At 44.3% G+C, this 23,447-nt stretch carries 21 protein-coding genes and 1 riboswitch; of the genes, 10 read left to right on the top strand and 11 right to left on the bottom strand.

The features are described from left to right. Window positions 1–169: 169 nt before the first annotated feature. The 3 genes from GVO60_RS05890 (at window position 170) to GVO60_RS05880 (ending at window position 3,701) form a co-directional block, all read left to right on the top strand. Window positions 170–760 (top strand): TetR/AcrR family transcriptional regulator, encoded by a 591-nt coding sequence (locus tag GVO60_RS05890; protein WP_159651838.1) that lies wholly within the window; start codon window positions 170–172, stop codon window positions 758–760. A gap of 27 nt (window positions 761–787) precedes the next feature. Then, window positions 788–2,659, top strand: coding sequence for an MFS transporter (locus tag GVO60_RS05885; protein WP_159651836.1), 1,872 nt, complete (start codon window positions 788–790; stop codon window positions 2,657–2,659). Between the two features lie 118 nt (window positions 2,660–2,777). After that, entirely contained in the window at window positions 2,778–3,701 is a 924-nt protein-coding gene (locus GVO60_RS05880; RefSeq protein WP_159651834.1) for a YeiH family protein, read from the top strand. On the opposite strand, the gene GVO60_RS22415 is transcribed toward GVO60_RS05880, so the two are convergent. Both GVO60_RS22415 and GVO60_RS05875 read right to left on the bottom strand, forming a co-directional pair. Next, window positions 3,698–3,871, bottom strand: a complete 174-nt coding sequence (locus GVO60_RS22415; RefSeq protein WP_167522330.1) for a hypothetical protein — start codon at window positions 3,869–3,871, stop codon at window positions 3,698–3,700. The genes GVO60_RS05880 and GVO60_RS22415 overlap by 4 nt on opposite strands. 93 nt (window positions 3,872–3,964) lie before the next feature. Further along, the gene (locus GVO60_RS05875) at window positions 3,965–4,843 is read right to left on the bottom strand and encodes a LysR substrate-binding domain-containing protein (RefSeq protein ID WP_159651832.1); all 879 of its coding nucleotides are present in this window, start codon (window positions 4,841–4,843) and stop codon (window positions 3,965–3,967) included. A gap of 193 nt (window positions 4,844–5,036) precedes the next feature. Between GVO60_RS05875 and nagE the strand changes: the two genes are divergently transcribed. Next, entirely contained in the window at window positions 5,037–6,482 is a 1,446-nt protein-coding gene (gene nagE, locus GVO60_RS05870) for an N-acetylglucosamine-specific PTS transporter subunit IIBC (protein ID WP_174855874.1), read from the top strand. A gap of 87 nt (window positions 6,483–6,569) precedes the next feature. On the opposite strand, the gene menE is transcribed toward nagE, so the two are convergent. From menE to GVO60_RS05840, 6 genes are all read right to left on the bottom strand, one after another. Continuing rightward, window positions 6,570–7,946, bottom strand: coding sequence for an o-succinylbenzoate--CoA ligase (gene menE, locus GVO60_RS05865; RefSeq protein ID WP_159651828.1), 1,377 nt, complete (start codon window positions 7,944–7,946; stop codon window positions 6,570–6,572). Further along, entirely contained in the window at window positions 7,946–8,932 is a 987-nt protein-coding gene (gene menC, locus GVO60_RS05860; RefSeq protein WP_159651826.1) for an o-succinylbenzoate synthase, read from the bottom strand. The genes menE and menC overlap by 1 nt, the downstream gene beginning before the upstream one ends. Before the next feature lie 115 nt (window positions 8,933–9,047). Beyond that, entirely contained in the window at window positions 9,048–9,914 is an 867-nt protein-coding gene (menB, locus tag GVO60_RS05855; protein WP_159651824.1) for a 1,4-dihydroxy-2-naphthoyl-CoA synthase, read from the bottom strand. A 36-nt stretch (window positions 9,915–9,950) separates the two neighbouring features. Continuing rightward, window positions 9,951–10,748 (bottom strand): 2-succinyl-6-hydroxy-2,4-cyclohexadiene-1-carboxylate synthase, encoded by a 798-nt coding sequence (menH, locus tag GVO60_RS05850; protein WP_159651822.1) that lies wholly within the window; start codon window positions 10,746–10,748, stop codon window positions 9,951–9,953. Beyond that, window positions 10,738–12,468: a 2-succinyl-5-enolpyruvyl-6-hydroxy-3-cyclohexene-1-carboxylic-acid synthase gene (menD, locus tag GVO60_RS05845; RefSeq protein WP_159651820.1), complete on the bottom strand. Its 1,731-nt coding sequence runs from the start codon at window positions 12,466–12,468 to the stop codon at window positions 10,738–10,740. The genes menH and menD overlap by 11 nt, the downstream gene beginning before the upstream one ends. Beyond that, a complete protein-coding gene (locus GVO60_RS05840; RefSeq protein WP_159652430.1) occupies window positions 12,469–13,776 on the bottom strand; it encodes an isochorismate synthase in 1,308 nt (435 codons plus the stop codon). A 219-nt stretch (window positions 13,777–13,995) separates the two neighbouring features. On the opposite strand from GVO60_RS05840, the gene GVO60_RS05835 reads away from it, so the two are divergent. The 3 genes from GVO60_RS05835 to GVO60_RS05825 all read left to right on the top strand — a co-directional run bounded on the left by GVO60_RS05835 (window position 13,996) and on the right by GVO60_RS05825 (window position 17,393). Continuing rightward, window positions 13,996–15,210 (top strand): pyridoxal phosphate-dependent aminotransferase, encoded by a 1,215-nt coding sequence (locus tag GVO60_RS05835; RefSeq protein ID WP_159651818.1) that lies wholly within the window; start codon window positions 13,996–13,998, stop codon window positions 15,208–15,210. Window positions 15,211–15,305: 95 nt separating this feature from the next. Continuing rightward, window positions 15,306–15,905, top strand: a complete 600-nt coding sequence (yfbR, locus tag GVO60_RS05830; RefSeq protein ID WP_159651816.1) for a 5'-deoxynucleotidase — start codon at window positions 15,306–15,308, stop codon at window positions 15,903–15,905. 171 nt (window positions 15,906–16,076) lie between these two features. Continuing rightward, window positions 16,077–17,393 (top strand): anti-phage deoxyguanosine triphosphatase, encoded by a 1,317-nt coding sequence (locus GVO60_RS05825; RefSeq protein ID WP_159651814.1) that lies wholly within the window; start codon window positions 16,077–16,079, stop codon window positions 17,391–17,393. Window positions 17,394–17,451: 58 nt separating this feature from the next. On the opposite strand, the gene GVO60_RS05820 is transcribed toward GVO60_RS05825, so the two are convergent. Continuing rightward, a complete protein-coding gene (locus tag GVO60_RS05820; RefSeq protein WP_159651812.1) occupies window positions 17,452–18,456 on the bottom strand; it encodes an adenosine deaminase in 1,005 nt (334 codons plus the stop codon). Between the two features lie 76 nt (window positions 18,457–18,532). Continuing rightward, window positions 18,533–18,632: riboswitch (purine riboswitch) on the bottom strand. An 81-nt stretch (window positions 18,633–18,713) separates the two neighbouring features. Then, the gene (locus GVO60_RS05815) at window positions 18,714–19,322 is read right to left on the bottom strand and encodes a tRNA-uridine aminocarboxypropyltransferase (protein WP_159651810.1); all 609 of its coding nucleotides are present in this window, start codon (window positions 19,320–19,322) and stop codon (window positions 18,714–18,716) included. A 3-nt stretch (window positions 19,323–19,325) separates the two neighbouring features. Here GVO60_RS05815 and rrtA point away from each other — a divergent pair, with 3 nt between their 5' ends. Both rrtA and GVO60_RS05805 read left to right on the top strand, forming a co-directional pair. Continuing rightward, complete coding sequence (gene rrtA / locus GVO60_RS05810; protein WP_159651808.1) at window positions 19,326–19,892, top strand: rhombosortase; 567 nt, start codon at window positions 19,326–19,328, stop codon at window positions 19,890–19,892. 94 nt (window positions 19,893–19,986) lie between these two features. Beyond that, window positions 19,987–21,447: a DEAD/DEAH box helicase gene (locus GVO60_RS05805; protein WP_159651806.1), complete on the top strand. Its 1,461-nt coding sequence runs from the start codon at window positions 19,987–19,989 to the stop codon at window positions 21,445–21,447. A gap of 68 nt (window positions 21,448–21,515) precedes the next feature. Here GVO60_RS05805 and sohB read toward each other — a convergent pair whose 3' ends face one another. After that, the gene (sohB, locus tag GVO60_RS05800) at window positions 21,516–22,577 is read right to left on the bottom strand and encodes a protease SohB (protein WP_159651804.1); all 1,062 of its coding nucleotides are present in this window, start codon (window positions 22,575–22,577) and stop codon (window positions 21,516–21,518) included. Window positions 22,578–22,665: 88 nt separating this feature from the next. On the opposite strand from sohB, the gene GVO60_RS05795 reads away from it, so the two are divergent. Then, window positions 22,666–23,409: a YciK family oxidoreductase gene (locus GVO60_RS05795; protein ID WP_159651802.1), complete on the top strand. Its 744-nt coding sequence runs from the start codon at window positions 22,666–22,668 to the stop codon at window positions 23,407–23,409. The last annotated feature ends 38 nt before the right edge of the window (window positions 23,410–23,447 follow it).

The raw sequence follows: 23,447 nt of genomic DNA, 5'->3' as shown, positions 1-23,447 counted from the left end.
AGATAAGAAATTGTAGTTATCTTGTTATAATAAGGTCTGTTAGACAAGAAGCAAACTAAATACTCTCGATTACATGTATCAGAATATTGCAAATCTTAATTCTGCTAGTTGACGGTGTAGCCTTTCGCTCATTAGAATAATGAACATTGTTCATTTTAAATTACTCACCATGGCACGACGAAACGATCATACACGCGAACAGCTTATCTCCCTCACGCTAAATACAGTGAAGGATTTTCTCGATGAAAATTCTTATCATGAGTTGAGCTTGCGCAAAATTGCCAACATGATCGGTTACGTTCCTAGCACCTTGGTCAATGTTTTTGGCAACTATAATCTTTTGCTGCTCCATGTCGTTGCTCAAACTCTCGACGAGCTTTCAAAAGAAGCAACGCAAGTTGTTAGCAATAGCCAAGACAATAAAACAGCATTGTACGAGTTAGCCTACTGTTATCACGACTTTGCTCAAAAGCACCCATACCGATGGCAGCTGATTTTTGAGCACAACATGAACGGCGATACACTTCCTGAATGGCAATCTCAACGTATTGATAGTATGACTGGCATGCTTGAGCATTTGTTAAAAGCGCTCGCACCTGAACGTAGCGAAGCCGAAGTTATTAAGGCGAGTCGAGTATTGTGGTCTGGCGTACACGGTATTACGTTACTTAGCGTCGACGATAAGTTTTTTGCCGCAGATCCTATCGACGGTAAAGACCTCATCGACAATCTACTCACCAATTATTTAGTCAATTGGTAATCGAGTCCAATAGGAATCAAGATAACCATGTCGAACATTCAATCATCTCTATTAGGGCAGAAACGATTTCTGCCCTATTTTGTCACTCAGTTTTTTGGGGCGTTCAACGACAACATCTTCAAAAATGTCTTACTGCTGTTCGTCGCGTTTGCTGGCGCTGGTGTTCTACCTGTTTCCAGTCACTTGTTCATAAACCTCGCTGCTGGATTGTTCATTCTACCATTTTTCCTTTTCTCAGCATCCGCAGGCGTCCTTGCAGACAAGTATGAAAAATCTTGGTTCATCCGCAAAGTAAAACTCGCTGAAATTGGCATCATGTGCTTAGGTGCTATTGGCTTTATTACTGAAAGCTACGCCATTTTGCTAATTCTACTATTTCTGATGGGAACACAATCCGCTTTTTTCGGACCAGTAAAATACGCCTTACTACCCCAACAATTAAAAGCTAATGAATTAGTCCCAGGAAACGCGCTCGTTGAAACTGGTACCTTTTTGGCTATCTTGCTTGGGACATTAGGTGCAGGAATGATCGCCTCGGCAGAGAATGCCAAGTACATAGCAGCTGGTGCTGTCGTGTTGTTTGCTTTATTTGGTTATATCGCCAGTCGTTCGATACCTGAAGCACCAGCCAGCGCACCTGAGCTCAAGTTTCGTTGGCAACCAATCAAACAAACGAAGCAAACTATCGCTATTGCTAAAGCTGATCGCACGGTCTTTTTAGCGCTAATGGCAATCAGTTGGTTTTGGTTTTTAGGCGCAGCATACTTAACTCAATTTCCAAACTTCACTAAGATTTACTTAAATGGTAATGAGAGTGCGGTTTCTTTTCTTTTGGCGCTTTTTTCTATTGGTATAGCAATAGGATCTTTGGCTTGTGACAAATTGTCCAATCACCGTATAGAAGTTGGTATTGTGCCTATCGGCAGTTTTGGCATTACGTTGTTTGGTTGGTTGATGGCGAGCTCAATTCCGGAAACCTTGCCAGAATTGGGGTCATTTGCTGAATTTATTGGCTATCAGCCTCTTTGGTCTGTTTTTGCATATCTGTTATTACTCGGTGCATCCGGTGGTGTCTTTATTGTTCCACTCTACGCCCTCATGCAGCAACGCGCTAAAGTCAATCAACGAGCACAAGTTATCGCGGCCCTCAATATCTATAACTCTCTGTTTATGGTAGGAAGTGCTGTACTGGGTATTGTCTGCCTAACTGTGATTGAAATGTCGATTCCACAGTTATTCGTTTTATTGGCAGTAATGAACCTTATCGTCGCCGTTTATCTATTCCTTCAAGTGCCTATTTTTGTTGTTCGTTTTGTCGTGTGGGTTTTGACTCACACCATGTACCGAGTGAAACACAAAAACTTACATCACCTACCAGAGAAAGGCGGCGCCCTAATCGTATGCAACCACGTTAGTTATATGGATGCCTTGCTACTCAGTGCTGTTTGCCCACGTTTAATTCGTTTTGTAATGGAAGAAGAGTACGCAAGTTTGCCGCCATTAAGACGATTCTTAAAACGAGCTGGTGTGATCCCTATTTCTGCAACCAATCGTTCTTCTATTCGCCGCGCGTTTAATGAGGTTGAACAAGCTCTCTCTGAAGGTCATATCGTCTGTATTTTCCCTGAAGGTCGACTTACTTCCGATGGTGAAATCAGTGAATTCATGCGGGGAATGGACATCATTTTACGTCGTAGCCCTGTTCCGGTTATCCCAATGGCATTAAAAGGCCTCTGGGGAAGTTACTTTAGTCGTTACAAAGGACAAGCTTTTAAAGGATTACCGACACGATTCTGGTCTAGGTTGGAAATTGAAGCGGGAGAGCCCGTTAACTCAGATTCAGCGAATACCGCTATAATGCGAAGTAAAGTCGCCGAATTAAGAGGCGACTGGAAGTAATTTTACTAACAAGAGCGACAAGCGTTCAATTTTAATGAACGCTTGTTCAGTTCATTCAACTCTCTTTATCGCCCTCAGTGCGCTAAAATGTAGACTTGATTACATTACTGTTCCAACAATGAATAATATAAAGAAACAACTGCCTTTTTGGCTCACTTTTACGCTCTGCTTATCACCTTTGATTTCTTCTCCTAGTGCTCTCGTCATTGGCTTTTTACTTGCATCACTTGGGCTTGTACCGACTGAATTTAACCTAGCAAAAGTAACAAAGAAGCTGTTGGCGTATTCGATTGTGGGCTTGGGCTTCGGCATTCAATTTGAACAAGCTCTGGCGGTAACCTCTGATGGCATCGGAATTATCATTGCGACAATTTTCGGCACCCTCACTATAGGCTGGTTTCTTGCCAAATTAATCGGCTTAAACAAAGAAACGGGATACTTGATCTCCTCAGGAACAGCCATTTGCGGAGGAAGCGCTATCGCTGCAGTTTCTCCGGCCATCAAAGCGAATGATGAACAAATTGGGCTTTCATTGGCGACAGTGTTTGTATTGAACTCTATCGCACTGTTCATCTTTCCTGTCATTGGCCATGCTTTGAACCTCGATCAACACACATTTGGTACATGGGCAGCGATTGCAATCCATGATACATCTTCGGTTGTTGGCGCTGCGTCAGCATACGGGGAAGAAGCACTCACCACAGCGACAACATTGAAGCTCGCGAGAGCATTATGGATCATTCCAGTGGCTCTATTTAGTGCTTTCTTATTCAGAAATGATTCAAAGAAAATTACCGTGCCTTATTTCATTTTCTTCTATTGCGCAGCTATAGCATTTAGTGATTTGCTGCCCCAGTTTGAAGCTATTTACCAAGGCATTTTTGATGTAGCGAAACGAGCACTAGTGATCTGTTTGTTTTTGATTGGCTGTGGAATTTCGGTTGAGAAGTTAAGAGCGGCAGGACCTAAACCACTAATGTTTGGCGTGACATTATGGGTCCTTATTTCGACGATCTCTTTAGCATGGTTGACCTTAACTTAAAGGTCTTCAGACTCTAATTCTAACTTTCTGCGTTTTTGCTGCTTATAGCTAAATACAATAGCAAGTACCAACAAGAATGCAGAAAGCTCCGCCAGTGCGCGAATCAATCCTTCACTCTGTATTGCAACAATAATCTGTAGTATCACTGCAATCACTAATACTGATTTCATAGCTCTTATACCCACATCCATACTTTATTTTAACTATTATGAATTAACGTTATAAGATTGATAAATTCACATTTGGACTATGAAATTGCTAAATTAACTAAGTTGGCTTTCCAACCATTTAATAAACGTGTGGATTTTGGGCCTTTTCTCAGCTCCGAGTGGGCACAATATCTCATAGCTCATTTCCGTTTCCATACTCGGGTATGGCGTGACAAGCTCTCCAGTTTCAATGTATTGCTTAACAAAGTGATACCGCCCCATTGCAACTCCTACGTTATGAAGCGCACTCTGGACGCCCATATCTCGGTGACTGACACAATAGAACTGTTTGAACAAATTGATCTCTAAACCATGATGTTTAACCCATCGTTGCCAAACATCTGATTCCAAAGCATGGATAAAGTTAACACGGTGCAAAGATTCAACACCATCATCAAAGATATTGAACTGCTTTGCGTAACTAGGTGTGCAGACAGGAATGTACTTTTCACCAAACAATCGCTGCCGGTACATGTCTTTTAGCTCTTTATCACCATAATAAATAGCCAAATCGAGATGATTTTTATGAAAGTCCTGCTCTTCTTGAGAAAAGATATTCAGGTTAAACCTAGGGTAACGCTGCTTAAAGTCAGCAATTCTCGGCAGCAGCCAGCCATTGGCAAATGCTGGACTAGTACCGATATTAATTTTCCCATGAAGCTCCGTACAGTTAATGTCCTCAATTTCACCAAAGATGGAGCTCAATGATTTCGATAACGTGCGCTGAAATCGCTCTCCCTCTGCCGTCAGCTCTAATTTACGAGTTCCTCTGACAAATAGATTAAACCCCAATTCACTTTCTAAAACCTTAATGCGATGGCTGACCGCACCTTGGGTCAAATGCAGCTCCTTGGCCGCTAAAGTAAAACTCATCCTTTTCGCCGCCACGTTAAAAGTATGTAGGTTGCGTAATAGTAATTGTTGGTTTGCCATCTTAATCCATACATTAAAATTTTTAATCCATACTACTACTCTATTCGTTTGTTCGCATCAACAAATAAGTTTCTAATGGTCTCAGTTACTTAATTTGTTGCCGAGTTCGATTACTGACTAACAATCGCCTCGCAAAGCAAATTAAAAAAATTAATAAATAAACTTAGGGGCATACATGAATATACTTGGATATATGCAAAAAGTAGGTAAGGCGCTGATGGTTCCAGTCGCTACATTGCCTGCTGCTGCAATTCTTATGGGCGTTGGTTACTGGCTTGATCCAGTCGGCTGGGGTTCGGAAAACATTCTCGCAGCTTTTCTGATTAAGTCAGGAAGCGCCATCATTGACAACATGGCCGTTCTCTTTGCTGTCGGTGTTGCATTTGGCCTAAGCCGCGATAAAAACGGTTCAGCAGCACTTTCCGGCTTTGTCATGTTCTTAGTCGTGACAACCTTATTGGCTCCAGGATCAGTCGCTCAACTTATGGGCGTCGAAGCCGGCGAAGTACCTGCTGCTTTTGGTAAAATCAGTAATCAGTTTATTGGCATTATCATCGGTATTATTTCAGCCGAAATCTACAATCGCTACTCAACCGTTGAGCTGCCTCAAGCTCTCGCATTCTTCAGTGGTAAACGCTTAGTACCTATTCTTACTTCCATCGCTGGTATGGCGCTGTCATTTGCCCTACTTTACATCTGGCCAGCGATCTACGATGCATTGATCCAATTCGGTATCAAACTAGAAAGCATGGGTGCGGTAGGTGCTGGTCTGTTTGGTTTCTTTAACCGTTTATTCTTATCTGTTGGTATGCACCACGCTCTTTACCCAGTGTTCTGGTTTGATGTTGTGGGGATCAATGATATTCCTAACTTCTTAGGCGGCGCACAGTCTATTGCAAATGGCACGGGTATTCCTGGAAAAACAGGGATGTACCAAGCAGGTTTCTTCCCAATCATGATGTTTGGTCTACCTGCTGCAGCGTTGGCGATGTACCACTGCTCAGACGCAAAAAATAAGAACCAAGTGTTTGCGATTATGCTCGCCGCTGCAATGGCTTCTTTCTTTACAGGTATCACAGAGCCACTTGAGTTTAGCTTCATGTTCTTAGCACCTGTATTGTTCTTACTTCATGCAGTTCTGACTGGTCTTTCACTCTACATTGCTGCAAGCATGGAATGGATGGCAGGTTTTGGTTTCTCAGCAGGCTTCGTTGACATGGTGCTTTCAAGCCAGAACCCACTTGCTACTAAGTGGTACATGTTACTAGTACAAGGTGTATTCTTCTTCGCTCTTTACTACGCGGTATTTCGTTTTGCGATTATTAAGTTCAATCTTAAAACACCGGGGCGTGGAGAAGAGATGGAAAGTGAGCAAGAAGCTAGCACGCCAGAAGGTTTGACAACACTGGCAAACAACTACATCGAAGCTGTAGGTGGTGCGGACAACATTTTAGAGGTAGATAACTGCATCACTCGTTTACGTCTAACTGTGAAGGACTCAGGAGCCGCCAACAATGAAAAACTCAAACAGCTTGGAGCGGCAGGTGTCGTACCTGTAGGTAAGGGCGGCTTACAAGTAATTATTGGTCTTGGCAAGGTGGACAAGGTCGCAGAACAAATGAAGAAAGTGCTCGCTTAATCAAACTTTAACGAGTTAGTGGTGACTCACCATCACCACGCCCCCCTGAAGTGCAGATTCGCTTAGTCACCGAACTGCACTTCACTTTTACTTCTTATCAAGCTGTTTCAATAGCCACTCTTTGATCTTGCTCCGAGACACTTTAATGCCCTCCTCTAACAACGATTGAGGCATTAAATAGTAACCAATAGGCCACTTGAATTTTGTGAGTTTAGATAGCAAGTGCTGTTCAATAACGCTTCGCACAGGCATTCTGTTCGCCTGCAATACCGCAACAGGTCTATGGCCAAACTCGGCATCTTCAATAGGCACAACAATCGCTTGAACCACATCATTCAACTGGTTCAAAACAGATTCAATTTCTTCACAGTGTATGTTTTCACCGCCAGATATGAATAGATTGTCTGCACGACCAATGATTTTCAGCTCGTCACCAATCCATTCACCTAGATCTTTGCTATCAAACCAGCCATCTTCAACGATAGGTGTGATTCCACCTTGCTGGTAATAACCTGATGCCAATGTTACACCGCCGATGAAGACTCGTTGGCCTCGTAATTGCACTTTACGATTTGGTAAAATTCGCCCAGCGCTATAGCTCTCGTCAATCTTTTTTGCGGTCACTGTAGAAGCAGCTTCTGTCATACCATAACCTAGCCAAGTTTCTATTCCTTTCGTTGCTGCCTGTTGGCTTAAGCTCAAAGGTACATGGCTGCCACCTAATAATACATGTGTGAGTGACAGCGGTGTCTTATTGTCTAATAAACGTCTTAATTGCGTGGCCACCAATGAAGCGTGAGTCACACCTTGAATATCGTGCGATAAATCTCCAGCTCCTACTTTTAATGTCGCTCCGCTATGTAGCCAACGATATACAATTGCTAACCCGGAAACATGATACATCGGCAAACTCAATAACCATGTATCGCCTTGGTTAAACTTGAATTTTTCCAGTAAGCCGGATGCTGAAGCCAAGTGTTGCGAGGATGTATGTGCGACCGCTTTAGGTTGACCAGTAGAGCCTGAGGTAAACACGATAGATGCCAAATTGTCATCATGAAAACACTCTAATTCACGCTGATTTTGAGCCTCAGCATAAACAATGTTTTGCAACAAAGGGGTCACGCTTGGAGCTTGGGTAAACCAAAGTTTTACATCCGATTGATTGGCATAGAGTGTGGAGAGTTTTTGACGCAGTTCATTCTCTGTCTGCGGCATGGTGAAAGCACAAGTCACTCCTAATTCTAAGCTAGCAAGATACATAAACAGCAATTCGACACTGTTTTTACCTTCACAGGTAAGCACCTGACCAGGCACAAGTCCCTGCTCTTCTAGAGAGGCTGCAACAAGGTACACTTTGTCCGCCAATTGTGCCCAAGTGTACTCTTGCTCAGGGGTTTGTAGCGCTAATAAAGATGGGCTCGATTGAGCCCATTTTGTAAGAGGTGAAGAAGAGGTTCGCATTACGATTGCCAAATCAACGTTTGGTCTGATAATCCAACCAAAGGCAGTTCACACCCCGGCCATGAAATTTCGAGCTGCTGAGCAAACAACCCAACAGTATCTAGGCCTGGAACTTCGTCAGGAAGCTGCCAATGAGCAAATCTAGCCAATTGAGTAAGGCCTAAACTTGACTCAATACTTGAACTGATGACGGCTTTGATACCTAATGATTTCGCGCGGTCAATTAGCTCAATACAACGTTCTACTGAACCAATCAATGTAGGCTTGATGACAATCGCTTTTGCACCATTCAGATCTTCCAGTTTGAAATCATCTTTACGAATCGCATGCTGCAAGGTCTCATCCCACGCAATAGCAATACCAGTGTCTATCGCAAATGAGAAACTGTCACCAGGTACTTGGCATGGCTCTTCAATAAAAGCGATACGACCACGCATAGAGGGCGCAATTTTCTTGGCAAACTGCTGCGCTTTCTCAGCGGTCCAAGCTCGATTTGCATCTAGGCGCAAAGTTAGATCAGGTATCGATTCTAAAAACAGGCTAACAAGCATGCCATCGCGAATCGGTTCATAAAGACCCACTTTGATCTTTGCTACTTTTTGTCCTGTCATCGCGTTGAGCTTTGGAAGAAGCTCATCAGGATCGCCGGAGCATAGCGGCGCCGCTTGATAACTACCATACTCAGGCAATGTTTTGTTGAGCTCGCATTGTGCCATTGAAAGGCCGAATGCTACAGATGGGTGCATGTGATCAAAGTCGAGCGTTTTACCGTACTGCCAAAGCGCTAGCTGCTCTACCAGTTGAGAGTAAACCTCGTCCATTGATTCAGAGCTGAATCCCGGTAGCGGCGCAATTTCACCTCGACCGATTTCCCCGTCGAGCATCAGCTCAACAACAAAACCTTCACGCTCTTTCAATCGTTGTTCACGTAGTATCACGCCACTGTCCATTGGCAATACATAGCGGTACAGTTTGGCTGATCTCATTACAATATCCCTTTTCGTTTTTAAAATAATAGACAAGTTGTAGTTAGCTTTCTCATTCAAAGCGCTTAGGGAAACAAAACACTCTAAGCACTTCGAATGGTAGAACTAAAACGACTTAGGGATTGCGAGGGAATTTATCAAAATCAGGACGACGCTTTTCATTAAAGGCATTACGACCTTCTTGGCCTTCTTCCGTCATATAGAACATCATGGTTGCGTTACCTGCAAGTTCTTGTAGGCCAGCTTGACCATCACAGTCAGCGTTTAATGCAGCTTTCAAGCAGCGTAATGCCATTGGGCTATGTTGCAGAGTTTCACGGCACCAACGTACTGTTTCTTTCTCTAACTCTTCAACAGGAACGACCGTATTCACTAGGCCCATATCTAACGCTTCTTGCGCATTGTAGAAACGGCACAGGAACCAAATCTCACGAGCTTTCTTCTGGCCTACGATACGAGCCATGTAAGATGCGCCCCAACCACCATCGAATGAACCGACTTTAGGACCAGTTTGACCAAATTGTGCGTTTTCAGCCGCAATCGTTAAGTCACACATCATATGAAGAACATGACCGCCACCCACAGCCCAGCCTGCAACAGAGGCAATTACTGGTTTTGGACAGGTGCGGATCTGACGTTGGAAATCTAAAACATTAAGATGATGCGTACCAGAATCATCTTGGTAACCGCCGTAGTCGCCACGGATCTTCTGATCGCCACCAGAACAAAACGCTTTCTCGCCAAGGCCAGTTAAAATGATCACCCCAACTTTTTCATCGTAACGAGCGTCTGCTAATGCGTTGATCATCTCTTTTACAGTTTGAGGGCGGAATGCATTGTGAACTTGAGGGCGCGCGATCGTGATCTTTGCAATGCCATCGGTCGATTTATGGTACTGAATATCTTCATATTCACCGCTGCAGTCATTCCAGTTTACTGGAGCATATAGTTCTTCTTCTGAGATACCGACTGTTTTTGCCATGGTGATTCCTGTTTGTTTACCTATTCACTCACGCAGCTAGTTAAAGTGCGTTTGTATTTGAGTTGTCACGACTTCAGCAAAGGAGCGAGGTTGCTCGTTGTGAACATTATGACCCGCCTTTGCCACTTGGCTAAAAGACAAACCGCTTCGTTCGGCCAACTGACTAAACTTATTGTCTTTCTCGCCACAAATATAATGTGTTGCGACTCCAGAACGTTTTAACGCTTCGAGGAGATAATCTTGTTTTGCAAGCGATGTTGCCATGAGCATATTCGCCACCGCTTGACCTAGGTTAGCACTGCGCTTCGCGATCAGTTTTTGTCTTTGCTCATGATTTAGTGAACTAAACACGGCTTGCTGATACCAATCGCTTAACACCTGCTCAATTGGCTCACTGCTAAATCGGGTTGCCCACTGTTGGTCATTGTCTAATCGTGCTTGCTTCTCAGCTTCACTGACTAAACCAAAATTCCCGCCCTCAACGATCAATTGTTGAATATTGAGCGATGGAAAATAGTTCAATGCAACACCAGTCATAGCAATGCGCCCACCCAATGAGTAACCAACCAGTACTATAGGCTGATGAGGCGCTATTTGGGTAAGAAGCGTGTCAGATATTTGATCGCAGCACTCTCTAAAGTTGTTACAAGAGTTCAATGCACTCATTCCATGCCCCGGAAGGTCAATTCGAATCGATTGATAATCTTGCAGGTGAGTCTGTGTTTGTTGCCAATCCTCACTCGATCCTAGCAGTCCATGTAAAAACACCAGCACGGGCTCTTTGCTAGGAACCCGTGGATTGCTTAAAGAAAGAGTAGATTGACTATAAAGCATGAAGTTGTTGGATAAACTCTCGAAGTTGAGCGGAGGCTTGTTCTGGCGGAGTTTGTATCTCTATAAGCATCGCCCCTGAACCACTTTCTAGGTGACTCGCGACAACCTGCTCATAGTCAGACAAAGTTTCGGGTTTAACGTACTTAAGATTGAACTGCTTCGCGGCATGCTCAAACGCAAAACCATGCGGCATTTGATACAAAGATTGTTTCTTCTGCTCAGGTACGGGCAACAAATCAAAAATCGCACCACCATCATTGTTGGTGACCACTAAAACGACTGGTGTTTGTTGGTGGCTCAATAAAGCGAGCGAATTTAAATCGTACAGCAGTGATGTATCGCCGACAAAGATAACACTCGGTCGATTATGAACCCTTATGGTACCGCTTGCTGTCGCAATTAAACCATCAATGCCCGACGCGCCACGATTGCTGTACACCTCATACCCATCAAGGCGCGCAAACATATCAACCAACCTTACGAACATACTATTACCAATAAACAGAGGCGTATATTTAGCAACGTTGTTTACCGTGAGTGCTAGCGCAATTTCAGTCAATGGCTCATCCGTTGATAAGTGTAACGCCGCCAATGAAGAGGTTTGCGTAGCAAGCGAGATCAGTGAATCTGCCCATCCTGCTTTGGTATCTGCCAGCGCCGGCAGCCCTTCAGATAACTCAGCTAGCCAGGCTTCAATCCCCATAACATGATGAGTCTGCATTAGATGCGATTGGTTGTTACGTTCAAAACGCAGTGATACAAAATGGAATTCAGCTTGTCGCTGCTCTACTTGCTCACACATCCAATGATTTAGGCGCTTAGAGACAATGCGAGAGCCAATTTGCAGTATCAACTCACATTCATTCAAACGCTGAGATTGATGCTTATTTTGCAGCCAAAGGTCAAAATGCGCCCAAGAGGATGTCTGCCCTGATTGTGGGTCACACAATAACGGCCAACCTAGTAACTCAGCGAGCTGTTTGGCTTTTTCCGCCTCTCGCTGTGTCACGCTACCTAAAACAATCAGGCCTTTGCGATCAACAAACTGAGTCGCATGGACTTTTGCTATTTGTAGCGATAACTGTTTATTTGAATAGGGACGTTCACTCTGCCACCAGCACGCTACATCATCCAAATACCACTGGTAAACCGATTTTGACTCGTTGCTGTATAAAGGCTCAGGGAATGGGCAGTTAATATGAATAGCACTACCCTTCAATGCTTGTGTTTCCATTGCTTGGTCAACAGAAGTAAGCAACCACTTTAAAGGCACGGTGTCAGTGGGACTTGGCAACTCAATCGCAGCGCTTACATGGGAAGAAAAGATCCCAGATTGATTAATCGCTTGATTCGCACCGCAACCAACTAATTCAACTGGGCGATCGGCTGTTAATACAACCAATTTCTCCCCCGTGAGCTTAGCTTCTGCAATCGCAGGCAGTAAATTGGCAACCGCTGTCCCTGATGTGACAACGATAGCGACGGGCTTTTTACTTGCTTTAGCCAAACCTAAGGCAAGAAAGCCTAAACCTCGCTCATCAAAATGAGTATGGAGATTAAGCTTGGTGTTCTCATCGGCTTCAAGAGTTAATGGTGTCGAACGGGAACCCGGCGCCACACAAATTTCACTTACACCGAACCGTGTCAATTCTTCAAGTAATACCTGACACCAAATACGGTTCAGTACAGCTTGATGACCAGATTGTGTCACTGGACTCATTTACGATGCGACTCCTAACGGAGGGTGATCGGTAATCAGCGTTAATAACGTCGACATTTTTTTATCTAACTCTTGCCATTCATGCTCTGCAACAGATCCCGGAACAATTCCAGCACCAGCAAAAAGCTGAACTTGATCATTCAGTACCAATGCACTGCGAATAGACACGCAAAACTCTGCGCGTTGGTGACTGATAAAGCCCATAGAACCAGCGTACCATCCACGAGCAAACGGTTCATGCTCCTGAATAAAAGCCATAGATTCTTTACGGGGTAAACCGGCAACCGCTGCGGTAGGTTGCAAGGCGCCTAATAACTGAACACCATTCACACCCTGTTTTAAGTGCGCATGGATACTACGTTTTAAATGTTGAACTTTGCGTAAGCGAACCAAACGAGCCTCTTGCTCGACTTCCACTTCTTCTGAATGTGGCGTCAAGCGTTCGATAATATCGTCTACAACGTATTGGTTCTCGTTAAGATTTTTTTCATCACCCGCTAGCCAATTGGCCAACTCCATATCTTGACTTGCGTTGCTACCACGCCCGATCGTACCTGCTAAAGCCTCGGTATACAGCTCTTGGCCTTGGCGCGCGTAAAGACGTTCAGGTGTCGAACCAATAAAGCTATGTTTTTTGTCCAACGAGAGCATGAAATGAAAACTATGGTGATTGCTTAAATAACTCGATTTAAGAAATTGTGCTGCACACAGAGGAGAATCCAATGTCACTGCCGTCTTACGTGCCAAAACCACTTTTTTAAATTGATCGTTTTCAATGCCACTCAGCACTTTCTCAACCAATTCAGACCATTTTGCTTTTTCTGGAGTGTGCTGGATATTCTCGATATGCGCCGAAACTGGCGGTAAAACTGGCACTTCTAACTGCAACTTGCACAAACTCGCTAACGTGCGATGTTTCTCTGCAGTCAGATTGGCAGCTAAAGACCACTTGTCGTCAAAACGAATCAACTCAATTTGCGGTAAGAAAAAGAAAGAAGACATGCAACGACGATTTTTATCTGTATGGCCGTCAAATGAGCGACCTCCCCAAATACGTTGATCGTCAGCCAAAATAGCGTAGGCAGGCGCTGGCTCTACAAAAGTATGTAATTGACCTAAAGCGACGACTTCTTCACGGGTATCACGAGATTGCCAATAAAACTTAGGAAAAAGCGGCTGCGCTTCTAACCAATCTATAAATGCAAAGTCAGGTTTTTCCTCAAGAACTTGAACCAGACGGGTAACACCATCTTTTGCTTCCTTTACGCGTTCAATCAGTTCAGTAACGGCTTGATGAAAGTTTGACAAATCAGCCTCGTATGCATGGGGATTATTATTCATTATAGATCGCTACTCTATTAATAGACCCCACTCAAATCAAGGTTGCAAACAATGTTTTGCAAAATCCTGTGATAACGGGCGTGCTACAAGGCGTGAAATGTTGCTATTTGTTTAGTTTTTTATTCTAAAGAATGAGTTTTTGATGTACTTTAATAAAGAAATTCAATTATTTTTAGGTTTTAATCAATGCAAAATATCGGGATGTCGTCAAAACTCGACAATGTCTGCTATGACATTAGGGGTCCTGTACTCAAACATGCTAAGCGCATGGAGGAAGAGGGGCATAAAATACTAAAGCTGAACATCGGCAACCCCGCCCCATTTGGCTTTGACGCCCCAGACGAAATCCTAGTTGACGTGATCCGTAACCTACCGACTTCTCAAGGTTATTGTGACTCAAAAGGCATCTATTCTGCTCGTAAAGCCGTCGTTCAACATTACCAACGTAAGGGCATTCACTCATTAGACGTTGAAGACGTTTACATCGGTAACGGTGTATCTGAGCTTATCGTAATGGCAATGCAAGCACTGCTAAATAATGGCGATGAAATGCTGGTTCCTGCACCTGACTACCCTTTGTGGACTGCCTCTGTTGCATTATCTGGCGGTAAAGCGGTGCACTACATCTGTGACGAAGAAGCAGATTGGTACCCAGACTTGGATGACATCAAGAAGAAAATCACGCCAAAAACGCGTGGTATTGTATTGATCAACCCAAACAACCCAACTGGCGCTGTCTACAGCCGTGATTTCTTGCTCGAAGTGATTGAAATTGCTCGTCAGCACAAGCTAATCATTTTTGCTGATGAGATTTACGACAAAGTGCTTTATGACGGTGCAACCCATACCTCAGTTGCAACGCTGACTGATGATGTATTGGTGATGACATTCAATGGTCTATCAAAAGCTTACCGCGTTTGTGGATTCCGCGGTGGTTGGATGTTCATGACTGGACCAAAGCACTTAGCTCAGGGTTACATTAATGGCTTAGATATGCTCTCTTCCATGCGTCTGTGTGCCAATGTGCCAATGCAGCACGCCATCCAGACAGCACTAGGGGGTTACCAGAGCATCAATGAGTTGATCCTACCTGGCGGCCGTTTACTAGAGCAGCGTGATAGAGCTTGGGAGCTTATCAACCAAATCCCTGGTGTTTCTTGTGTCAAACCCAAAGGGGCAATGTATCTATTCCCTAAAATTGATACCAAGATGTACAACATCAAAGATGACCAAAAAATGGTGCTCGATTTCTTAGTTCAAGAGAAAGTGCTATTGGTTCAAGGCAGTGGCTTTAACTGGCCAAAACCAGACCACTTCCGTATTGTAACGCTACCACACGTTGAAGATCTTGAGATTGCCATTGGCCGTTTCGAACGCTTCCTCTCCACATACAGTCAATAATGGCTTTGTGTAGTAATTAGATTCGAACTTTCATATTCTAAAAGGGTACTCATTCAGTACCCTTTTTTATTGCCATTTTTTCAGGGAGTTGAGAGATGCCAGAAACAAACAGTAAAGAAAGCCACTTCTTCGCCCACCTTGCTCGTATGAAGCTCATTCAGCGCTGGCCTTTGATGCGCTCAGTATCCACCGAAAATATATCAGAGCACAGTCTTCAGGTGGCCTTTGTCGCTCACGCACTGGCTCTTATTAAGAATAAGAAGTTTGGTGGTGACCTCAACCCCGAGCGCATAGCGATTCTCGGCATGTATCACGATACCAGTGAAGTGTTGACTGGGGATCTTCCGACACCCGTTAAGTATTACAACCCAGAAATCGCTAAAGAATATAAAAAGATTGAAGCAGCGGCAGAACAAAAACTGCTTTCAATGCTACCAAAAGAGTTTCGTGAAGATTTCGAACCCTACCTCATTTCTCATTCCGCTCACCCTGAAGATGCCGCAATGGTAAAGCAAGCGGACACCATTTGTGCCTACTTAAAATGTTTGGAAGAGTTAAGTGCTGGTAACCACGAATATGCGCTGGCAAAGAAGCGTTTAGATATCACTTTAAAAGAGCGTCACACACCAGAGATGGATTACTTCCTCAACACTTTTGCGCCGAGTTTTGAGCTGTCATTGGATGAGATCAGCTAAATCATTGTGCTGCTACTGATTACCTTATGAAAAGATTAGATTGAGTTGAGGCATTCTTTTTTCTCTTCTAGATTAACTAAACTAACAGATAGCGAAAAACCTTTATAATTCTGCCACTTGAAGTCACTAGCTTATAGGTGTACGGTAAGAAAAAACGCAGGGAGATAACCTATGACGTTTAAAATCAGTGATTTATGGCAAGAGCGCCATGACGATGAGCATAAAATTCGTCGTGATGACCACCGTAGCCCATACCAACGCGATCGTGCCCGTATTCTTCACTCGGCCGCTTTTCGTCGCTTGCAGGCCAAAACCCAAGTCCACGGAAACAGCTTTGATGACTTTCACCGCACCCGACTAACGCACTCTTTAGAGGCGGCTCAATTGGGTACTGGCATTGTTGCTCAGTTAAAGAAGAAACAACCGGAGTTTCGCGATCTACTTCCAAGTGATAGCTTAATTGACTCTCTCTGCCTTGCCCATGACATTGGTCATCCGCCCTACGGTCATGGTGGCGAAGTTGCCCTCAACTACATGATGCGTGAGCACGGCGGATTTGAAGGTAATGCTCAGACTTTCCGCATTGTTACCAAGCTTGAGCCCTACACCGAACACTTCGGCATGAACCTAGTTCGCCGAACCTTACTCGGGCTAATTAAGTACCCTGCTCTAATCAGTGAAACACGCGCCAGTCAAATTCCAGACAGCGTCTCTCATCAACGTCAGCTTCGCGCCCGTGACTGGATGCCTGCCAAGGGGCTCTATAATTGCGATAAATCGCTCTTTGATTGGTTGCTTGAGCCTTTAAGTGAGAATGACAAAACGCTATTTAGCCAAATGCGTGACGAGCAACTCGAAGCGCATCAGCATAAAAAGACCCGCTACAAATCGATTGATTGCTCAATCATGGAGTTGGCTGACGATATTGCTTACGGCGTGCATGATCTTGAAGATGCGTTGGTTCTCGGAATGGTTAATCGCCATCAGTGGATTGAAGGTTCGGCGAGCCATCTATCTGAATGTGGTGACCCGTGGTTTGAAAAGCACATCGATTCCATCACCGAAATGCTCTTTTCAGGTACGCATTACCAACGAAAAGATGCCATTGGCGGCATGGTTAATGCGCTGTTAACTAGCATCTCAGTTAAGCCAGTTGATGCCCCTTTTGAATCTGAGTTATTGTCATTCAACGCTTACCTTGAGCCAACCATGGCCAAAGCGTTAGAGATACTAAAAAGCTTTGTGAGCGAATATGTGATCCAAGTGCCCCACGTTCAAGTGGTTGAGTACAAAGGTCAGCAGATCATCATGGATATCTTTGAAGCACTTAGCGCCGATCCTGAGCGTTTGCTGCCAACTCAAGTCCGTCAAAAATGGGCAAAGAAAGAGAATGAAAGCGAAGGCTACCGCATCATTGCAGATTATATTTCATCGATGACTGACGGCCACGCGAAAAGACTCCACCAACAGCTGTTCTCATCTCACTAATATAGAATGCATAACGTCCACCATCGTCTTAAACCTTGGTGGACGTTATTATTCTGGTTTATCCGGTAAAAACGTTTAGCTTCTCCATCAATTGTGTTTTCTCTTCTTCACTGATGAAACTTGCTTCTATCGCGTTACGAGTAAATTGGGCTAACTCCTCGTTTGTCACATCATGACTCTGTGCTATGGCGAGAAAATTATCCGTCATGTAACCACCGAAATAAGCCGGATCATCAGAGTTAATTGTCACACACAAACCTTGCCTAAGCAGTTCAACAAGATTGTGATCTCTCATCTGAGCAAACACTTTAAGTTTGGTATTTGAAAGAGGGCAAACCGTCAGCGGCATACGCGATTGTGCCAGTTGAGCCACTAACGACGAATCATCTGCGCAGCGAACACCATGATCAATCCGATGTACTTTGAGTAATTCTAAACTGTCATAGATGTTACTAACTGGACCTTCTTCACCAGCATGGGCAACCGCAAGGAAACCTTCCTGATGGGCCTTAGTAAACACACGGGCAAACTTCTCTGGCGGATGTCCTAACTCTGATGAATCGAGCCCAACACCAATGATTTTGTCTTTATGTGGCAAGGCTTGTTCTAGGGTTAAAAAAGCACTCTCTTCATCTAAGTGACGCAGAAAACACATGATGATGCAGCTGGTAATACCGAGCTTTTCTCTGCCATCTTCCAAAGCTTTGTGAATACCATTAATTACCGTATCAAAAGCAATGCCGCGCTCAGTATGGGTTTGTGGATCAAAAAAGATTTCAGTATGAAGCACATTATCTTGCTGGCAACGCAGTAGATACGCCCAAGTCAGGTCATAAAAATCGATTTCATGAGTCAGAACGTTCGCGCCTTGGTAGTAGATATCTAAAAATGATTGTAAATCATTAAACTCATACGCCGATTTCACCTCTTCCGTGGAAGTAAAAGGCAAAGAGATTTTATTGCGCCTTGCTAGAGCGAACATCATTTCTGGTTCTAATGAACCTTCAATGTGTAAATGCAGCTCAACTTTCGGCAATTGTTGAATGTATGTTGTTTGATTCACGCTTGTCTCCTCATAATCTACATGATTAAAACAAGCGCTTTTCTCTTGGAGAATTTTGGCATACAAAGAGAAAAGCGCTATGCACTTTGCTCTTCGTAATCTGAAATTTACGGCTTCAGGTAGAGACTCCCACACCTTATCAGTGGGATTATACGAAGCGTTGCTAAATCAAACTTAGCAACGACGCGACGCATTAAGTCAAAACACTTAACCCATCGCTTGAGATACAGTTTAGTCTGATCTCAGCTTTTTTCGAATTAACTTAGATAGTTTTTCTCAAACACACCTGGCGGCATCTGTTTGATTTGAAACTCAATCATCTGATTAAACGCCTCAACCAATGGCGAGAAATCTTGCTCGGGTTCTAGCAAAGACAAAATATGATACCCCGCTTCTACTGTCGATAAACTGTTATCACTTGGCGCTTTGCGAATCCGATAATTCCCTTGTAGGTTTTCAGGCAAACGAACCAAAGGCAACGCATGTAGATTTTTCGATAGCAACCACATTTTATAGGCTTTCTTCCACGTTCCATCCAACAAGATCACCCTAATGCGCTCATCCTTTTCAAGTTTTTGCGCTACTTCGGTATGCGCCACCGACGTTTCACCAGGATAAAGCACAAAGTGTTGGTAGGAAGTGTCATTGAGTAGCTGATTGAGTGGCTCATGCTCAGTAAAATCTTCGTCAACGAAATAGTGACTGTTCGCCAGTGACAAACTCAGGATACGGGCCGTACCCATAGGTCTGTTTGTTTCGCTCGGATGCTGTAAGATGACCAGCTCTACCTTCGATGGTAAGCTTTGAATCCACTCGCAAATACATGCTTTGAGTGATTTTCCACATTGAGAACAGTATCGGGACATAGAGTGCGCTTATTTCTTTTGTTAATCACTATCAGCTTAGTGTGCCTTGGGCTCCAGTTTGAACCTTTTGCGTCACTATCTGAATGGCATCGCCAATGGATATCAGATGGGCAATGGTGGCGAATCCTATCAGGAAACTTCACCCACACCAACTTTGCGCATTTGGCGATGAATTTAGCCGGGCTTTGGGTCATCACTTTTATCTTTAAACCAAGCGAAAAAAGCCTGCTTGTTATCCTACTCGTAACTAGCCTTGCTGTTGGTCTACTTAACTTCTTCAGCGATATGACCAGCTACGTTGGATTATCTGGCGTTTTACATGGTCTGTTCGCTTATTTCGCGTTACAAGAAGCGCTGCGCGGCCGAAATAGCAGCTGGCTACTGGTTGTGGGTGTAATCGCTAAAGTCACCTGGGAGCTCACCGTGGGCGCATCACAATCGACATCCGATCTTATCCAAGCTCGGGTGGCGGTGGAGTCTCACCTATTTGGCGTAATCAGTGGCTTAATCTTAGCGTTTATGATCAATAAAGTGCCTGTTCTGGCTAAATTAGACCAAAGCCACCAATAATTTCTGTTGATGTTCTAACCTAAAGGGCTCAGAATGGCGCCCTTTTTCTCGTCGAGTAAATTTGCCGAGAGTCATTTCACACAGAGAACAACATATGGGTTTTACCTCCTTAGGCCTTTCTGCCCCGATCCTCAAAGCGATTGAAGAACAGGGTTACGACAAACCGTCTCCAATTCAGGAGCAAGCTATTCCTGCAGTATTACAAGGTAGGGATGTCATGGCGGCAGCGCAGACAGGCACAGGTAAAACGGCTGGCTTTACTCTTCCTATCCTTGAGCGCCTTGATAATGGCACTCGCGTTAAAGGCAACCATGTTCGCGCACTGATCCTTACGCCAACTCGTGAGTTAGCCGCTCAAGTACAAGAGAACGTATTCAAATACAGCCGCCACCAACGTTTAACCTCTACGGTTGTTTTTGGTGGTGTGAAGATCAACCCACAAATGATGAAACTGCGTAAAGGTTGTGATGTGCTGGTTGCAACACCAGGCCGCTTACTTGACCTTTATCAGCAAAATGCGGTGAAGTTTGATCAGCTAGAAGTGCTTGTTCTTGATGAAGCAGACCGTATGTTGGATATGGGTTTCATTCGTGACATTCGTAAGATTCTTGCGCTATTACCAGCAAAACGTCAGAACCTACTTTTCTCGGCGACGTTCTCATCAGAGATTCGTGAACTTGCGAAAGGGTTAGTTAACGACCCAGTTGAAGTTTCAGTGAACCCTGAAAACTCAACCGCAGTGACTATCGAGCAATGCATCTACCCAGCAGATAAGCGCAAGAAAGCGCCAATGCTGGTTAAGCTGATCAAAGATGGCGATTGGAAACAAGTATTAGTCTTCTCTCGTACTAAGCATGGCGCGAACCGCCTATCTCACTACTTGAACGATCAAGGGATCACAGCCGCGCCAATTCACGGTAACAAGAGCCAAGGCGCGCGTACTCGTGCTCTCGCTGATTTTAAATCTGGCGATGTACGTGTTTTGGTTGCAACGGATATTGCCGCTCGTGGTATCGATATCCCTCAGCTTCCACAAGTAGTGAACTTCGAACTGCCGAATGTTTCTGAAGACTATGTTCACCGTATTGGCCGTACTGGCCGTGCAGGTGAGGTGGGCCGTGCTATTTCACTGGTTGAAGCCGATGAAGCCTTTGATCTATTTGGTATCGAACGCTTAATCCAACAAGTGCTGCCACGTATGGAGCTTGAAGGCTTTAAACCGGTAAACGAACTACCAGAGTCAAAATTGGACACTCGCCCAATTAAACCAAAGAAACCGAAAAAGCCGAAGAAGCCGAAAACAGATCATGCAGATGGCCAACGTTCTGGTGACAATGCCCGTGGTAATAAACCAGCAGGTAAAAACAAGCGTCACTTTGGTCATAACAAACCAAATGCAGAAGGCGGTAATAAAGGCAAATCAAACGGCGGCAATGCGAAGCGTGGTGACAACAAGCGCAGCGATGGTAAACCCAACAACCGCTCAGCTAACGGAAAGCCAGCTGGTCGTCGCCCAAACAAGCCAAAAACGCCAAGAAGTAACCCTGCGCAATAAGCTCAGTTAAACAGAATAAAAAAAACGCCCATCTGAGATGGGCGTTTTGCTATCTAGTTCAATCTAAATCAGACAATCGGGCGTTGGCCACGATCAATCAGCTTCATCAATACATTGTCTGCCGCTTCACCAGCCATGCCTGCTAGTTTAGACGTCAGCTTTTTCTTCTCTACGTAATGAATCGCCAATACCGTTTTGTCTTTGCACGCTTCAACAACTAGATCATCCGATGTTTTGATTTCATCAACTAGGCCAAGCTTGTGCGCTTGAGTACCAAACCAGTGTTCACCTGTCGCCACTTGATCTAATTCTAAAGCAGGACGACGCTCACGAATAAAGTCTTTGAATAGATCGTGTGTCTCTTCTAGCTCTTGCTTGAATTTCTCACGCGCTTTATCTGTGTTTTCACCAAACATGGTTAAAGTACGCTTGTACTCACCTGCGGTTAGCTGTTCATACTCAATGTCGTACTTTTTCAGCACTTTATTGAAGTTCGGCAATTGAGCAATAACACCAATCGAGCCCACAATCGCAAACGGCGCTGACACAATCTTATCGGCAATACACGCCATCATGTAACCGCCACTTGCTGCGACCTTATCGACAGAAATGGTTAAAGGTAGGTTCGCTGCTTTTAAACGATCCAATTGTGATGATGCCAAGCCATAGCCATGCACCATACCGCCACCAGATTCCAGTCTTAGCAGCACTTCGTCACCTTCACGAGCCACAGCCAAAATCGCTGTCACTTCTTCACGTAGTGACGCCACTTCTTTAGCATCAATGCTGCCTTTAAAATCAAGAACAAACAGGTGAGGTTCGCGTTTGCTATCCAAGTCACCCTCTTTTGAGGCTTTTTTGATCTCTTTATCGCGTGCTTTGTTTTTCTCTTTTTCTTGCTTCTTCTCAGCCTTATCGCGAGCCTTAATAAATGACTCATCATGTAGGTGATGTTCAAGTTGCTCAACGGTATTTTTATGCTGCTCAGTTAAGTTGGTGATTTCGAGCTCACCCTTTGCGCCACCGCTCTTTCCGCCAACTGCTTTTGCAATAACCAGTATCGCGACAATCGCAACTACCACAGTCACAATCTTGGCCAAAAACAGCCCATAGTCCAACAAAAATTCCAATGTGATATCCCCAATTGTTCGATTTAGTGTATTGTAACCACCATCTTACGGAATCATAAAGTAAATCATTACAATAAGGATACACGTCGTGGATTATTCTATTTCCTCAGATGCCTTGAAAGATAAAGTCATTCTAGTCACAGGTGCAGGCGCAGGCATTGGTAAACAAGCCGCTCTCTCTTACGCCCAGCATGGTGCTACGGTTATTCTACTTGGTCGTACAGTAAAGAAACTGGAACAGACTTATGATGAGATCGAAGCAGCAGGTTATCCTCAACCTGCCATCATTCCACTGGATATGAAAGGTGCGACTAAGCAAAATTATATCGATATGGCTGATACCATTGAAAGCCAGTTCGGTCATTTGGATGGCGTACTCCACAATGCCAGTTTACTTGGCGTTATCAGCCCATTTGACCAGATTGGCGAAGACAGCTTTGATGACATCATGCAAGTGAACGTAAAAGCGCAGTTTTTGATGACACAAGCGCTCTTACCCCTACTGCATAAATCAAAAGAAGCGCGCATTATCTTTACGTCTTCAACAGTTGGGCACAGCGGTCGTGCGTTCTGGGGCTCTTACGCTATATCGAAATTTGCCACTGAAGGTATGATGCAAATTCTTGCGGACGAATTAAGCGATACTCACATTCGTGTTAATGCAATTAACCCAGGGGCAACTCGCACAGGCATGCGCGCTAAAGCTTACCCGGCTGAAGATACTGATTTGTTGAAAACACCACTGGATATCATGCCTTTGTATCTCTACCTAATGAGTTCAGAGAGCGAATCTGTGAACGGTGAATGTATCGACGCACAGCCAAAGAAATAAATTTAATTTCTAACGAAACATCAACGCCTTGAGCTTTA

The organism is Vibrio atypicus, assembly GCF_009811315.1.
Taxonomy (GTDB): Bacteria; Pseudomonadota; Gammaproteobacteria; order Enterobacterales; family Vibrionaceae; genus Vibrio; species Vibrio atypicus.
Note: the sequence above shows the minus strand (reverse complement) of the source record. Positions and strands in the feature narration are given on the sequence as shown.